Genomic DNA, 15,626 nt, shown 5'->3' on the forward strand with positions numbered 1-15,626 from the left:
TGGTTATCCGGCATCCTTGCCTGATCGTCCGAATGGCCGATGCAGCGCCATCGCACAGGCAGTGTCTGGTGAGGCGTGGTGTGGCGTCGCGTCGCGTCGCGTCGAATTCGATGCAAGTGCTGGCTTTTGCCAATTCCAACGCAGGCAATGCATCCGAATGCAGCGACTTGTCGGCGTCAGACGCAGCACCGCAGGCAAGCGTCTATGCTATGGCGACCGCCATCGAACACTGAAGCTGCGGCACCGTGACCATCAAATTCGACCTCAACGATCTGCAGGCATTCCGTGCCGTCGCCGAGAACGGCAGCTTTCGCCGCGCTGCCGAACGCATCCGCATCACGCAGCCGGCGCTCAGCCGCAGGATCGACAAGCTCGAGTCGGCGTTGAACGTCAAGCTGTTCGAGCGCACCACGCGCAAGGTTGCGCTCACCACCGTCGGCCAGGCGTTCATGCCGCAGGTCGAGCGCATGCTCGACGATCTGGATATGGCGCTGATGAACATCGGCGATGCAGGGTCCAGCAGGATGGGCACGGTGACCGTGGCCTGCGTGCCGTCCGCGGCGTACTACTTCATGCCGCAGGCGATCCACGGGCTGCATCAGCTGTTTCCGAAGATCCGCATCCGGCTGTTCGACGGCAGCGCCAGTCATGTCAGTGCGGCAGTGGCCTCCGGCGAAGCGGATTTCGGGGTCAGCTTCAGCGGCAACCTGGCGCCGGAGGTGGAGTTCGAGCCGTTGTTGCAGGAGCGCTATGTGATTGCCTGCCGCCAGGACCATCCGCTGTCCGGGCGCGCACAGGTCAGCTGGCAGGAGGCCTACGGTTACGACTACATTACGTTGGACAAGACATCGGGCAACCGGCTGGTGCTGGATCGGGCGCTGGCTGCATTCACGCCGGACAAGCCCAGCATCTGCGAGACCCGCCATGTCACCACGTTGCTGGGGTTGGTGGAGGCCGGCGTCGGTATTGCCGCCGTGCCTTCCATTGCCATGCCCTCCGGCCCGCATCCGGTGCTGGCGGCGGTGCCGCTGGTCGAACCGGAGGTATCGCGTAACGTGGGACTTCTCAAACGTCGCGGACGCACGCTGACACCGACCGCGCTGGAGCTGGCGGAACTGGTGCGACGGATGCCCGCACGTTCAAGGTGACACCGGATCCAGGCCGGTCGCGCGCGCAACCGCCTGCGCCTCGCCCGACTGCAGGTACGTAAGCAGGCGCCTGGCCGCTTCGGGGTGCTGCGCGTTGACCGGAACACCGGCGGCGTAGCGCGTGATCGACTGCAACGGTTCGGGGATCTTGCCGACAAACGCCACGCCTGCCACCGGAAGCAGCTCGGCCACCTGCTGAAAGCCGAGCTGATAGCTGCCATCGGTCACCACCGTGCCCACCGGGAGACGCGGAATCTTCTTGCTCTTGGCCATCATCGGGCCCTGGATCTGCAACTGCTTGAACAGCGTGGTCTCGATATAGACGCCGCTGGCGCTGTCCGAATAGGCCACCGAATCGGCGTGCAGCAGCGTCTGTTTGAAGTGCTCGACGCTGTCGATCTTGGGTTTGGGTGCACCGCTGCGCACCACCATGCCGATCCTGGAATCGGCCAGCTCCACCCGCGATGCCGGGTCGACCACGCCGGCGTCGACCAGCTTCTGCAGCGCGCTACCGACCATGATCACCACATCGGCATGCTCGCCGCGTGCGAGCCGGTTGGGAATGGCTTGTGGCGTTTCGCCCATGGAAGGGCCAAGCAGGGTGGTGACCTTCACCCCGGTCTGCTTGGTGTATCGCGGGGCCAGGCGATCGAAGGCGGCCGTGAAACCGCCGGAGGTCATCACGGTCAATTCCTGCGCGCCTGCCGCTGTCGACAGCAGAGCCGTTGCAACGATCGCACCCAGCCACTTTTTCCACATGGTCCGCATCATTTCGTCGCTCCTGCCGCGGTATCCAGGCCGGTCGCCGTCGCGGGATTGCTCTGGCGGCGATACAGAAACAGCGTGGCCCCCAGCGCGCACACCGACGCGAAGACCAGCCAGTAGCCAGGCGCGGCCTTGTCGCCGGTGACATGGATCAGCCAGGTGGACATCACCGGCGTAAAGCCGCCAAACACCGCGGTCGCCAGGCTGTAGGCAAGCGAGAATCCGGCGACCCGCACATGCGCCGGCATGAGTTCGGTGAGCGCCGGAATCATGGCGCCGTTGTAGAGGCCGTAGATGAAGGACAGCCACAGCAGCGCCTGCAACATATGCGTAAAGCTCGGTGCGGCCGCGAGAAACGCAAGCACCGGATAGGCCGTTACCATGCATACCACCGCCATGCTCACCAGCAGCGGCTTGCGGCCGAAGCGGTCGCTGAGCGCGCCACCGATCGGCAGCCAGATGAAATTGGAGACGCCTACCAACAGCGTGACGATCAACGCATCGCCGGTGCTGAGTTTGAGTACGCTCTTGCCGAAGGTGGGGGCGTAGACGGTGATCAGATAGAACGCGGTCGTCGTCAGCGCGACCATCAAGCCGCCGGCGATCACGATGCCGGCATTGTTCGCCAGCCCGCGCATCACCTGCTTCATCGTGACCGGCTGCCGGCGCTGGGCAAATTCTGCGGTCTCTTCCAGGCTTCGCCGCAGCAAGAAGATGAAAGGAATGATGACGCAGCCGATGCCGAACGGAATTCGCCAGCCCCACTGCGCCAGGTCCTGTGGCGCCATCAGCTGGTTGAGCGCATACCCGATTGCGGCCGCAGCGACGATGGCAAGCTGCTGGCTGGCCGATTGCCAACTGGCGTAGAAGCCGCGCCGACCGGGTGTGGCCATCTCGGCCAGATACACCGACACGCCGCCCATTTCGGCGCCGGCCGAAAAGCCCTGCAGCAGGCGGCCAAGCAGCACCAGGGCCGGTGCCCACAAGCCGATGCTGGCGTAACCTGGCACCAGCACGATCAGCACCGTACCGCTGGCCATGATCGCCAAGGTGACGATCAAGCCCTTGCGGCGCCCGACATCGTCGATGTAGGCACCCAGGATCACCGCACCCAGCGGCCGCATCAGAAAGCCCGCGCCAAACACGGCGAAGGTCATCATCAGGGACGCGAATTCGTTGCTCGCAGGGAAGAAGGTCGCGGCGATCTGCGTTGCGTAAAAGCCGAACAGGAAGAAGTCGAACTGCTCGAGGAAGTTGCCCGAGGTCACCCTCAGCACCATCCCGAGTTTCGACTGGTGCGTTGCCTCACTGCTGGAACTCTGCATAAATCGCCCTCCACGATAGGTATGCATGGACGTATGACATCTGAGGCACTCGATTCTGGTCGAGATGGTCGACGTTGATAATTGCTGCTTTCTCATCGATTGATGCGCGTTGAACATCGGTCCGCGCGGCTGCAGTGCGCGACGCGCAGTGACCTCGCCACGACGCGCACGCCGCATTCGCCAACGGCGGCTGGCATGGCCGCCTGGCGTGAGGTCGATCCGTCTATGCCGTCGCCGCAGTGCTCTAGTGGCCTGCCGATGCGCCGATCGGATCGGTGCGTGCGCTGCCGGTGAGCACGCGAGAGGACGCTGGCAGCGCGCTACCCGCGCCGCATCAACATCTGCGTCACCAGCGCGCGCAGGGCAGGCGGGCGGACCGGCTTGGACAAAAATCCCCAGCCCAGATCCAGCGCATGCTCGCGCAGGACAGGGTCGGGTTCTGCGGTGACCAGGATCACCCGTGGCTCGCGTTGCCAACGTTCCACCAACTGCGACAGCAGCATGGGGCCATGGTACGCGCCCATGCGCACATCCAGCAGCAGCAATTCCGGCACCTCCTCGGCATTGGCAGCGCTCAATGCCTCATCCGGGCCGCCGGCGAAATCCACGCGGCATTCCCAGCGCTCCAGCAGCGTGCGGGTGGCCTCGCACACCAATGGCTCATCGTCCACGCACCACACCCGGCAGCCATGCAGGATGGGGTCGTTGCCGTGTTCGGCAGTGCTGGCCGGCGCTGGCGGTCGCCGCGCGATGGCGGTGCGATCGCCCAGCGGGACAGTCACCGAAAACACGCTGCCTGCGCCCAGGCTGGAACGCAGCCCGATGCGATGGCCGAGCAGACGGCCGATGCGCTCGACGATGGCCAGGCCCAGGCCTGCGCCGCGATCGTTGGCCACACCGTCGTCCAGGCGGCGGAATTCTTCGAAGATTTCGTGTTGCAGGGCTTCGGGAATGCCGGGGCCCTGGTCGTGCACTTCGATACGCAGCCAGCCGCCACGGCGACGGCAGCCGATCAGCACGCGTCCGCGCGGCGTGTAGCGGATGGCGTTGGAGAGAAAGTTCTGCAGGATGCGGCGCAGCAGGTTTTCATCGCTCAACACCACCGCCGAGGTCGGCACCGATTCCAGCACCAGCCCGCGGTCTTCGGCCAGGATGCCGAAGTCGCGCGCCAGGGTGTCCAGCAAGGGCGCAAGCGCAAAGTCGCGCACCTGGGTCTTCAGGCTGCCGGCTTCCAGGCGCGAGATGTCGAGCAGGCTGTTGAGGATGGCGTCCTGCGCAGCCAGCGCACCGTCGATGTTGTCGACCACGCGCGCGCTGCCAGCCTCGCGTACTTGCCCACGCAACACCGAGACGAACATGCGTGCGGCGTTGAGCGGCTGCAGCAAATCGTGCACCGCCGAGGCGACGAAGCGGGTCTTGTAGCGGTTGGCGCTTTCGGCTTCGCGCTTGGCCGCTGCCAGGTCGCGGGTGCGCTCGGCCACGCGGTGTTCCAGCGCGTCGGCCAGCGAGCGCAGTTCGCGTGCGGCGTTCTTGTAGCTGGTGATGTCGGCGTAACTGGTGACAAAGCCGCCATCGGGTAGCGGGTTGCCGCGGATTTCCAGCACGGTGCCGTCTTCTTTTTCGCTCTCGCGCATATGCGGCTTGCCGCTGCGCAAGTGGTTCAGGCGCCGCTCGATCGCCGCCTCGATCGGCCCTGGCCCCAGCAGGCCGCGGCGTGCATTGAACCGAAACAGGTCTTCGATCGGTCGGCCGATCTTGAGCAGTTCCGGCGGAAACCGGAACAGCTCCACATAGCGCGAATTCCACGCCACCAGATTGAGCGCCTCGTCGATCACCACCACGCCTTGCGGCAGATGTTCCAGGCTGCGGCTCAGGCCGGCATTGGCCTGCTGCGCGGCGGTGACCACGCCGTCCTGTGCGGTGCGCAGTTCTTCGGCGTGCTGCTGCAGCAAGGTTTCCAGTTCGTGCCGGCTGCGCTGGCGCAACGCCGACAGCCGCCGCCGTTGCTGCGCGAACAACCACAGCAGGGCCAAGGCCAGCCACGCGCCGGCGGCGGCAATCGCCGCGGCGCGGCCGGCAGCGGCACTGGCGCGGGTGTCGTGCAGCAGATGCAGGCGCCAGCCGCTTTCGGGCACTTCCAGGGTCTGCCACAGCACCTGCGGGCCGAGCGGCGGGTCGCGAACGTCGGCCAGCACACCGCCGTACCCGGTCTGCTCGATCAGCCGGCGCCGCAGCGGCAGCAATTCCTGGTCGGCGTACTGGCGGGTGCTCTGCAGTTCGCGGCGATCGCGGTCGCTGAGCGGGGCCAGCACGCGGTAGCGCCATTCCGGCTGGCTGGCAAGAAACACCACCTCGTGCGCGTCCGACGCCAGCACGATATCCGGGGTCTGCAGCCACTCACGCTCCAGTGCAGCCAGGGCGATCTTGATCACCACCACGCCCTGCACCTGGCCGGCGCCATCGACAATGGCCTGCGACAGGAAATAGCCCGGCTCGCTGGTGGTCATGCCGATGCCGTAGAAGCTGCCGCTGCCGGTGGCCAGCGCCTGCTGGTAATACGGACGGAAGGCGTAATCCACGCCCACGTTGCTACGTGGCGCCCGCCAGTTGCTGGCGGCCAGTGCCACGCCGTCGTGGCTGATCAACGTCAGCGTGGACGACTGGGTGACATTGTTGGCGCGTTCGAGCTTGCGGTTGAGCGCATCCACCTGGGCCGGCGACAGCGGGCCGGACACGGCCGCGCGCAGTTCCGGGTCCAGCGCCAGAATCTGCGGCAACGTGCGATAGCGGTCCACGCGCTGCTGCAGCGCCTGCGCGTAGAGCCGCAGCTGGCGGCGCACGGTGGCGCTTTCATCGTGCAGCGCGCTCTGTTCGACGAAGTGCCCGGCCGCGACCATGGCCACCACCATCCCGCCCAGCACGATGAACAAGGTGAGCAGCAGGCGGCGGCGTTGCGATGCATACATGGCCGCAAGTATGGCGGTCTGTCGCCGGATCGCGCAGCCATCAGCCTGCAATGGCTGACAAAAACGGTTGCGCTCATCGCCAGATGGGCGCGGCCGGCAGACGCTGCCATCGCGTGTGCCACGCGTGACGACGGGTTCCGGGCGCTCCGCCCGCATTTGCCCGGCGACCGCTCGCGGCATGTGTCGGCCGCTCTCATCGCACGCGGGGCAAGCGCCGAATACGACAACGGCCGCACCCGTGATGGATGCGGCCGTGTCGAATGCCTGTTGCGATGCGATGCGATGCCGACGGCGCGTCGGCGAACCGGCGCGTGGCCATGACGCGCGGCAGCGCGCCGGAGCGAATCGCCGGCGCGCTGCCCTTGCTCAGCGCGGCTTAGAACTGCACCTGCGCACGCAGTTCCATCACGTGCGGGGTTTCATGCACGCCATTGCGCGAGGAATCCACCCAGCTGTAGTTGGCCTGGAACTTGAAGTGGCTGGTGAGGTACCAGTTGGCGCCGATGGTGGTGTCGTGCTGGCGGCCGCCATGCACATTGTTGTCTTCCAGGTTGAGGCGGCTGTAGCGGGCGGTCAGCTCGACCGCGCCGTAGTCGTGCGACGGCTTGATATTGCCCGGCACGCCGCCGGCATAGCTGCGCGATTCGCCTGTCAGCGTCCAGGTGCCGTAGACGTACTGGCCCTGGGCGATGAAGTGCGGCTGGTTCGCGTTGCGTGCCACTTCGGCGCGCAGGGCTTCGCTCTGCAGCGAGAACGGGCCATGGATCCAGACCGCTTCCAGGCCGGTGCGGATCACATGGTCCACATCGAGGATGGTGCCGGTGTCGATCAGGCGCACATCGGTCAGGCCGGCTTCCGGGCGCGCACGCAGGCGCACACGCGGGCTGAACGACACGCCGCGGCCGTCGCTGTAACCGCGCGGGTTTTCGATCGAGCCGGCGATGCCCAGGTGCAGCACGTCGCCTTCGGCCTTCAACGGGGTCCATGCCGCGTGCACGGCCTGGGTTGTGCCCGGGTTGTCACCCTGCAGATCCTTGCCGCCGTAAGCGCCGGCCTGCAGCAGGTACTGCTGACGTTCCAGCGTCCATTCCGCGCCGGTACGGCGCCCCTGGAACACCGCCTGGATCGGCAGGCCCAGTTCCATGAAGCTGCCCGCACGCGAGCTCTGCACCGCTTCCAGGCCCACCGGCACCTTCATGTAGCCCAGGCGCACGCGGCCGTAATCCTGGCCGAACAGGGCCTTGGTCTCGAACCGGTAGAACACGTCCAGCCACAGCTTGGACTCGAAGTCGTAGTACACCATGGCGTCGTAGACGCCCTTCTTCTTGATGGTGGCGCCGAATTCCTTGCGGCGGAAATCGTTGCGGTCTTCCAGGCGGTCGTCGCCGGAGAAGTTGTTGTCGTCGTAGGCGTAGTTGCCGGTCAGGCCCAGCTCGGTGCCGTCACCGAAGGTGTACTTGGTCGGCCAGTTTTCGATCGAGGTGGCTGCATTGGCAGCGGCGGGGACGATGGCAGCAGCCAACGCCAGGACAAGCAGATTGAGGCGCATAGGTATGGTCTTCGGCAATGAGAAGGGGCCGGGCGTCCTGCCATGGCGGTCGCAATGAATGTCTTCAGCAAGCGCGCAGGATCCGGACGACGGCAGCACAGAAACCGTGTCTGCGTTAAACGGAATTAACGGCCGGCGGCGGCGCGGCTGAAGTGTAAGCCCACGTTCAGCCGCTGGACATGGGGTAGTACCAATGGGCTATCGGCCGGGGCTGTGACGTGCGGCCAGAATGCGTGCAACGGGTGCCTGCTCGGCACCCTCTCTCGTCTCTCGGAGTGGTGTCATGCACATCAGCAAGCCTGCCGGCCCCCTGCCGGCGTCCGTCCCCTTCTATCGCCAACTGTATTTTCAGGTGGTGGTAGCGATCGTCCTCGGTGCCCTGCTGGGCCATTTCGAGCCCGCCTTCGCCGAAAGCCTCAAGCCGCTGGGCGACGCCTTCATCAAGCTGGTGAAGATGATCATCGCCCCGGTGATCTTCCTGACCATCGTCACCGGCATCGCCGGCATGACCCATCTCAAGACGGTGGGCCGGGTGTTCGGCAAGGCGATGGCCTACTTCCTGTTCTTTTCCACGTTGGCCCTGGTGGTCGGTCTGGTCGTTGCCCACGTGGTGCAGCCCGGCGCCGGCATGAACATCAATCCGGCCGATCTGGACCAGAGTGCGGTCAAGAGCTATGTCGAGAAGTCGCATGACCTGACCCTGGTCGGCTTCCTGATGGACATCATCCCCAACTCGCTGATCGGCGCATTCACCGGCGATCAGGTCGTCAACGGCAAGCTGACCGGGCCGAACATCCTGCAGGTGCTGTTCGTGGCGGTGCTGTTCGGGGTGTCGCTGGCGTTGGTGGGAGAGCGCGGCAAGCCGGTGCTGAACCTGCTGGAAGCGCTGATCGCGCCGGTGTTCAAGCTGGTGCACATCCTGATGCGTGCCGCCCCGATCGGTGCCTTCGGCGCCATCGCCTTCACCATCGGCAAGTACGGCGTGGAGTCGCTGGTCAACCTGGCCTGGCTGGTGGGCTCGTTTTATCTGACATCCCTGTTGTTCGTGCTGGTGATTCTGGGGCTGGTGAGCCGGCTATGCGGGTTTTCGGTACTCAAGCTGATCCGCTACCTGAAGGCCGAGCTGCTGCTGGTGCTGGGCACGTCCTCGTCGGAGTCGGCGTTGCCGTCGCTGATGGAGAAGATGGAAAAGGCCGGTTGCGAGAAGTCGGTGGTGGGCCTGGTGGTGCCGACCGGGTATTCGTTCAATCTGGACGGCACCAACATCTACATGACCCTGGCGGCGCTGTTCATCGCCCAGGCCACCAATACCGAACTGACCCTGGGCCACCAGATCGCACTGCTGGCCGTGGCGATGCTCAGCTCCAAGGGCGCGGCCGGCGTCACCGGTGCCGGCTTCATCACCCTGGCCGCCACGCTGGCGGTGGTGCCCGAAGTGCCGGTGGCCGGCATGGCGCTGATTCTGGGCGTGGACCGTTTCATGAGCGAATGCCGCTCGCTGACCAACTTCATCGGCAACGCGGTGGCCACCGTGGTGGTCTCGCGCTGGGAAAACGCCCTGGACCGCGACCGGCTCAAGCTGGTGCTGGACGGCGGCGAACCACCGCTGCTGGCCCCGGTCGGCCAACCCGGCGTGGCACCTGCCAGCCTGCGTTGATGCTTCCTACGGCCCTGTCTTCCGTCGGTGTTAACGACGGGATGCAGGGCCGTTCTTGTTTGGCCGCCACGCCGGCTGCGCCGCCCGCCACGCCGCATCCGTGATTTCCCTGCCGCGCTGACAGCTGCGCGACAGGCCCTTGTTCAGGCAGGAGGGTAGAATTCAGCCTCCTGCGCCTTCGAGAACCACACCACCGATGTCCACCGACGACTTCAAACAGGCCGCCCTCGACTACCACCGCCAGCAGCCGGCCGGCAAGATCAAGGTCACCGCGACCAAGCCGATGCTGACCCAGCGCGATCTGTCGCTGGCGTATTCGCCGGGCGTGGCGTTCGCCTGCGAGGCCATCGTCGAAGATGCCACCCAGGCCAGCGAGCTCACCGCGCGCGGCAATCTGGTGGCGGTCATCACCAATGGCACGGCGGTGCTGGGCCTGGGCAACATCGGCCCGCTGGCCTCCAAACCGGTGATGGAAGGCAAGGGCGTGCTGTTCCAGAAGTTCGCCGGCATCGACGTGTTCGATATCGAAATCAACGAGAACGACCCGGACAAGCTGGTGGACATCATCGCCAGCCTGGAGCCCACCTTCGGCGGCATCAACCTGGAAGACATCAAGGCGCCGGAATGCTTCATCGTCGAGCGCAAGCTGCGCGAGCGCATGAACATCCCGGTGTTCCATGACGACCAGCACGGCACCGCGATCATCGTCGGCGCCGCCGTGCTCAACGCGCTGGTGGTGACCGGCAAGAAGATCGAAGAGGTCAAGCTGGCCACCACCGGCATGGGCGCGGCCGGTATTTCCTGCGTCAACATGCTGGTGTCGCTGGGCCTGAAGCCGGAGAACATCCTGGCGCTGGACCGCGATGGCGTGATCCACACCGGCCGCACCGATCTGGATCCGGACAAGCAGCGCTACGCCCGCGATACCGACAAGCGCACCCTGGCCGAAATCGTCGAAGGCGCGGATATTTTCCTCGGCCTGTCGGCCGCCGGCATCCTCAAGCCGGAGATGGTCGCCAGCATGGCGCGCCAGCCGGTGATCTTCGCGCTGGCCAACCCCAATCCGGAAATCACCCCGGAAGCGGCCAAGGCCGTGCGCCCGGATTGCATCATCGGCACCGGTCGGTCGGACTATCCGAACCAGATCAACAACGTGCTGTGCTTTCCTTACCTGTTCCGCGGCGCGTTGGACGTGGGCGCCACTGGCATCAACGAAGAAATGAAGATCGCCTGCGTCAAGGCGATCGCGGCAATGGCGCGGCGCGAGGCCTCCGACCTGGGCGCGGCCTATGGCGGCGAGACCCCGAGCTTCGGCCCCGAATATCTGATTCCGCGGCCGCTGGACCCGCGCCTGCTGGTGGAGCTGTCGTCTGCGGTTGCGCAGGCGGCCATGGATTCGGGCGTGGCCACGCGCCCGATCACCGACATGGAGGCCTACCGCGACAAGCTCGGCCAGTTCGTCTACCGCACCAGCCTGATGATGAAGCCGGTCTACGACCGCGCGCGTGCCGACAAGCAGCGCGTGGTGTATGCCGAGGGCGAAGAAGAAGTGGTGCTACGCGCGGTGCAGAACGTGGTCGACGAAGGCCTGGCCTTCCCGATCCTGATCGGCCGCCCGGACGTGATCGAAGCGCGTATCGAACGCATGGGCCTGCGCCTGACCGCCGGCGTGGATTTCGAAATCACCAACATCCTCGACGACCCTCGCTTCAACGATTACTGGCAGTACTACCACGCACTCACCGAGCGTCGTGGCGTGACCGTCACCGCGGCCAAGGAGCTGATGCGCTCGCGCCCGACCTTGATCGCGGCGGTGATGGTGGCGCGCGGCGAAGCCGACGCGATGCTGTCCGGCGTGGTCGGCCGCTTCCACAAGAAGCTCGGTTATGCGCGCAGCGTGATCCCGCTGGAACCGCGCGTGAGCTCCACTTCGGCGATGACCGGTGTGATCAACCAGCTTGGCGTGTTCTTCTTCCTGGATACCCATGTGCAGGAAGACCCCACCGTCGAGCAGGTGGTGGAAGCGACGTTGCAGGCGGCGTATCGCCTCAAGCTGTTCGGCATCGAGCCGAACATCGCCTTGTTGTCGCATTCCAACTTCGGCAGCCACGACTCGCGTGACGCGCTGAAGATGCGCCAGGTGCGCGAAGCGCTGCTCAAGCGCAAGCCCGAGCTCAACATCGACGGCGAAATGCAGGGCGACACCGCCTGGGACGAAGCGCTACGCAAGCAGATCATGCCCAACAGCACCTTGAAGGGCCGTGCCAACCTGTTCGTGTTGCCGAACCTGGAAGCGGCCAACATCGCCTATAACCTGGTGCGCGTGTTCACCGACGGCGTGGCGATCGGCCCGATCCTGATGGGTATCTCCAAGCCGGTGCATATCCTCACCACCAGCGCCACCTCGCGCCGGGTGATGAACATGACCGCCATCGCAGCGGTGGACGCACAGATCCGCAGACAGCGCGATGCGGAAAAAGCGGCCGCCGACAAGGGCAACGACTGAGGTCGCTGGTTGCCGGAAGCAGCCGATGACGGACGCGCCTCCAAGCCGTTAGTCGCGATCGCAGCACTGAGCGCCGTACGACGGCGCTTGAAGGCCCCTCTCCCCTGGGGCAAGAAGGTACGGCTTGCGCGCCAATGGCGCGCGTGCATTGGGGCGCCCGCGCCTAGCGCGGGCCGGGGCGTGGAGCGGGAGTTGGGGTGAGGGTAAGGCCTGCCCTCGGCACCGAATCGACCTCGAACGCCGAAACCCCAATCCAGGCGCGAGTAAAAAACGCGTGCCGCTTCTAATTTCACCAACACCACTCGCGCCGACGACGTCCAACTTCATTGCGTCTGCGCTCAATCCCCCAGCAACTCGATTTCCGCCAGTTCGGCGCGGGCAGGCATCTTCAGCCGCAGCCGATATTCCGCATATGCACCGGGCGTCGTCATCCGAAACGGACGTGTCTGCAGCGGCCAGGCAAACCGCTCGTCGCTGCGTTGATCGACGATCGTCCATCCACCGCCTGTCTTGCGCCCTTCCAGCGTCCACGCACTGGCGCCGATTGCCGCATTGCCGCTGGTCAAGGTGTACAGCATCGGCGTGCCGCGCTGCAGTCCACTCAAAGTGATGGTGGGCGCACGCGACACCGCTACCACCGTGCCCGCATCGTCGTCGTGCAATGCGGTCGCCTCGCCACCGTCGGCCAACGCAACGTGCGCATCGGTGCCCAGCAGATCGACCAACGGGGCAGGGCGCTTGCCTGGTGCGGTCAACGACGGCGGCGCATCGTCCGGTGCGCTCCCCCAGCGCGAGGGCGTGGGCCCCATCTCGAAGTCCAGCGTCGCACCCTTGGCGATCGCCGCATGCGGCAACCACGTCTTGCGCCACGGCTTGCCGTTGAGCCTGAGCGATTGCACATACACATTTTCCGGCGAATTCTGCGGCGCATTGACCGTCAGCGTCCCGCCGCCCGGCAAGCGCACGCGCGCCTGCTTGAACAGCGGCGAGCCGATCACATACTCCGGCGCTCCCATCCGCAACGGATACAACCCCAGCGCGGCGAACAGATACCACGCCGACATCTCGCCATTGTCTTCGTCGCCGGCGTAACCCTGGCCGATCTCGCTACCCAGGTACAGGCGCGCTAGGATCTCGCGGGTAATGCGCTGTGTTTTCCACTGCTGCCCGGCATACAGATACATCCATGGAATGTGGTGCGCGGTCTGGTTGCTGTGCGCGTACATGCCCATGCGCACATCGCGCGCTTCGGTCATCTCGTGAATGGTGTTGCCATACGAGCCTGCAAACTGCGTTTGGGCAGTCTCGGGCGTGGAAAAAAACATGTCCAGCTTGGCGGCCAATGCCGCGCGGCCACCGTAGAGCGCAGCCAGGCCTTCGCCATCGTGCGGCGCGGTGAATGCAAACGTCCAGCCGCTGGATTCGGTGTAATCGTTGCCCCACACGCGTGGATCGTAGTGCGCCGCATCCACGCGCCACGTGCCGTCGGGTTTGCGCCCCTGGAAGAAGCCGACCGCCGGATCGAACAATGCCGCATACCCGGCTGCGCGGCGACGAAAATACAGCGCCTCGGTCGCATAGCGCTCACGCGCTTGCGCGGTGCTGGCCTGGCGGGACAATGCATCGGCCATGTTGGCGATGCCGAAGTCGTTGAGGGCGCCCTCCATCGACCACGACATGCCTTCGTGCGTGTCGGTATCGGTATAGCCGCGGAAGGTCGAACGCGCCATGCCCTTGCGACCGACATGCCGGTCCGGCGCAACGACCGTGGCGTTTTTCAGTGCAGCGGCGTAGGCCTCGGCCGGGTCGAAGCCTTGCACGCCTTTTCGCCATGCATCAGCAAACGCCACATCCGAACTGGTGCCCACCATCAGGTCTGCATAACCGGGCGACGACCAGCGCGCGATCCAGCCGCCGGCCCGCGATTGCTCGACGAACCCCTGCACCAGGGCGCCGGCATCATCGGGCGCAAACAGCGCATACGCAGGCCACGCCGTGCGAAACGTATCCCATAGCCCGTTGTTGACGTACACCCGGCCGTCGCGGATCGGTGCGAAGCTGCGCACCGCGCTGCCGTCGATATTGTCGTCCGACCAGCTGTTCTGGCTGGCGTAGCGCCAATCAGGCGCAGTCGCAGTGCCCACGTTTTCATGCGCCGAGTTCGGATACAGGTACAACCGGTACAGGCTGGAATACAGCGTGGTTGCCTGGTCGGCAGTGGCATCGGGCACGTCGAAGCGCCCCAGCAATGCATCCCAGGCATCCTGCGCGCGCGCGGCGACCTGCTCGAAGCTTGCGTCTGCGGCAATCTCCAGTTCCGCATTGTGCTTGGCCTGCTCCACCGAAATCAGCGAAGTGGCAATGCGCATCTGCACCTGTCGCGCGCTGCCGGCATCGAACTTGATCCAGCCGGTCGGGCGGCCAGTGTCGAGCAGGCCGCTGCTGTGCCAGGGCCTATCGAAGCTGGCATAGACGTACATGCGGGTTGCGCCCGTCGACAGACCGCTGCGCACATCGGTGTAACCGGAGAGTGTCTGGGTCGCCGCATCCAGCTTCAGCCCGCCGCGCGCATCCACGTTGTCGAACAGCAGATTGGCATCGCCCCGCGCCGGGAAGCGAAAACGAAACAGCGCCGCGTGGTCGGTCGGCGCGATCTCGGCATGGATGCCGTTGTCCAGTTGCACGGCGTAGCGATAGGGGCGGGCCTGTTCGTCGTCATGCGAAAACCCCAGTGCACGCTTGCTGCGATCGGCGTCCGGCACGCCGGCAGTGAGCGAGGGCATCACCTGAAACGTCTGCCGGTCGCCCATCCACGGGCTCGGTTGATGGCTGAGCGACAGCGCCTGCAGACGCGGACGATTGTCTGCACCGTTGTGTTCGTTCCAGCGATATAGCCAGGTCAGCGTTCCCGCATCGGTGACCGGCGTCCAGAAGTTGAAACCGTGCGGCACGGCCGTCGCAGGAAAATTATTGCCGCGCGAAAACGTGCCATTGGATTGCGTGCCGCGCGTGGTCAGCACCCTATCCGAGGGCCGCCCTGGCGTTGCCAGCGGCACCTCGGCAATGGCGATATCGTCGATCCACCCGGCAGCGCGCGCGCCCGCGGGCGGCGCCAGGTCCAGCTCGATCCCACGCACCCGCCGCCCACGCAGCCCGGGCACATCTCCCAACCGCGCCTGCTTGCGCGCCCACTGCTGCGGGTACAGCGTCTTCGACTCGCCTTGCGCCTGCGCACCCAATGCCACGCCGTGTTGATCGCGCGCTGCGCTGGCAGAAACGCGTGTGCCGTCGTCCAGCACCAGGTCCAACGAGACATACGTGGATGCCACATGGTCGTTGCCGACACTTTCCGGCAAGACCATCCATGACAACGTGGTTTGCGTCTGGATCAGCAGATCGGTGGTAAACAACGCACGCCGCCCACCTGCGCCGTTGCTCGCGTAATGCAACGCATGCGCTCCGCTGTAGCCGGCGTCTGGCTTGGCGGCGTACGGCGCTGCCGGGCCGGCGCCGATGGCAACCTGCACGGGAGTGTCGGTCGCCGGCATCGCTAAGGGCGCGCCGTCCTCGAACGCGCTTGCGAAGTGCGTGGCGCCCATCGCCGGCAGCGCGGCGAGACAGAGCAGGGCAATGGCGATGGCGCGCGGCAGACCACGCGGATGCAGCAGGACAACAGGCAAGGTCACGGGGCAGTGTCTCCTTGGGGCATG

Annotated in this window: 8 protein-coding genes; 3 read left to right on the forward strand and 5 right to left on the reverse strand. The window is 65.6% G+C overall.

The window, feature by feature from the left end; genetic code table 11:
* Nucleotides 1–245: 245 nt before the first annotated feature.
* The gene (locus EO156_RS13450; RefSeq protein WP_011052303.1) at nt 246–1,148 is read left to right on the forward strand and encodes a LysR family transcriptional regulator; all 903 of its coding nucleotides are present in this window, start codon (nt 246–248) and stop codon (nt 1,146–1,148) included.
* Here EO156_RS13450 and EO156_RS13455 read toward each other — a convergent pair.
* The 4 genes from EO156_RS13455 to EO156_RS13470 all read right to left on the reverse strand — a co-directional run bounded on the left by EO156_RS13455 (nt 1,140) and on the right by EO156_RS13470 (nt 7,753).
* Nucleotides 1,140–1,907 (reverse strand): substrate-binding domain-containing protein, encoded by a 768-nt coding sequence (locus EO156_RS13455; protein ID WP_026007306.1) that lies wholly within the window; start codon nt 1,905–1,907, stop codon nt 1,140–1,142. The genes EO156_RS13450 and EO156_RS13455 overlap by 9 nt on opposite strands.
* Before the next feature lie 8 nt (nt 1,908–1,915).
* Nucleotides 1,916–3,265, reverse strand: a complete 1,350-nt coding sequence (locus EO156_RS13460; RefSeq protein ID WP_016851538.1) for an MFS transporter — start codon at nt 3,263–3,265, stop codon at nt 1,916–1,918.
* A 293-nt stretch (nt 3,266–3,558) separates the two neighbouring features.
* Entirely contained in the window at nt 3,559–6,204 is a 2,646-nt protein-coding gene (locus EO156_RS13465) for a PAS-domain containing protein (protein ID WP_029996371.1), read from the reverse strand.
* A gap of 376 nt (nt 6,205–6,580) precedes the next feature.
* A complete protein-coding gene (locus EO156_RS13470) occupies nt 6,581–7,753 on the reverse strand; it encodes an OprO/OprP family phosphate-selective porin (RefSeq protein ID WP_003483386.1) in 1,173 nt (390 codons plus the stop codon).
* 283 nt (nt 7,754–8,036) lie between these two features.
* On the opposite strand from EO156_RS13470, the gene EO156_RS13475 reads away from it, so the two are divergent.
* Complete coding sequence (locus tag EO156_RS13475) at nt 8,037–9,410, forward strand: dicarboxylate/amino acid:cation symporter (RefSeq protein WP_003483384.1); 1,374 nt, start codon at nt 8,037–8,039, stop codon at nt 9,408–9,410.
* 196 nt (nt 9,411–9,606) lie between these two features.
* Nucleotides 9,607–11,916, forward strand: coding sequence for an NADP-dependent malic enzyme (locus EO156_RS13480; protein WP_003483381.1), 2,310 nt, complete (start codon nt 9,607–9,609; stop codon nt 11,914–11,916).
* A gap of 338 nt (nt 11,917–12,254) precedes the next feature.
* Here the strand turns inward: EO156_RS13480 and EO156_RS13490 are convergent, their stop codons facing one another.
* Nucleotides 12,255–15,602, reverse strand: coding sequence for a GH92 family glycosyl hydrolase (locus EO156_RS13490; RefSeq protein WP_016849111.1), 3,348 nt, complete (start codon nt 15,600–15,602; stop codon nt 12,255–12,257).
* Nucleotides 15,603–15,626: the final 24 nt, after the last annotated feature.

Origin of the sequence: Xanthomonas sp. DAR33341, assembly GCF_003992815.1 — a bacterium.
GTDB classification, from domain to species: Bacteria; Pseudomonadota; Gammaproteobacteria; order Xanthomonadales; family Xanthomonadaceae; genus Xanthomonas; species Xanthomonas cissicola.

Bases quoted from the DNA above. Each gene is read 5' to 3' on its own strand.
- EO156_RS13455 (WP_026007306.1), bottom strand. From the start codon at position 1,907: ATGTGGAAAAAGTGGCTGGGTGCGATCGTTGCAACGGCTCTGCTGTCG.
- EO156_RS13460 (WP_016851538.1), bottom strand. From the start codon at position 3,265: ATGCATACCTATCGTGGAGGGCGATTTATGCAGAGTTCCAGCAGTGAG.
- EO156_RS13465 (WP_029996371.1), bottom strand. From the start codon at position 6,204: ATGTATGCATCGCAACGCCGCCGCCTGCTGCTCACCTTGTTCATCGTG.
- EO156_RS13470 (WP_003483386.1), bottom strand. From the start codon at position 7,753: ATGCGCCTCAATCTGCTTGTCCTGGCGTTGGCTGCTGCCATCGTCCCC.
- EO156_RS13475 (WP_003483384.1), top strand. From the start codon at position 8,037: ATGCACATCAGCAAGCCTGCCGGCCCCCTGCCGGCGTCCGTCCCCTTC.
- EO156_RS13480 (WP_003483381.1), top strand. From the start codon at position 9,607: ATGTCCACCGACGACTTCAAACAGGCCGCCCTCGACTACCACCGCCAG.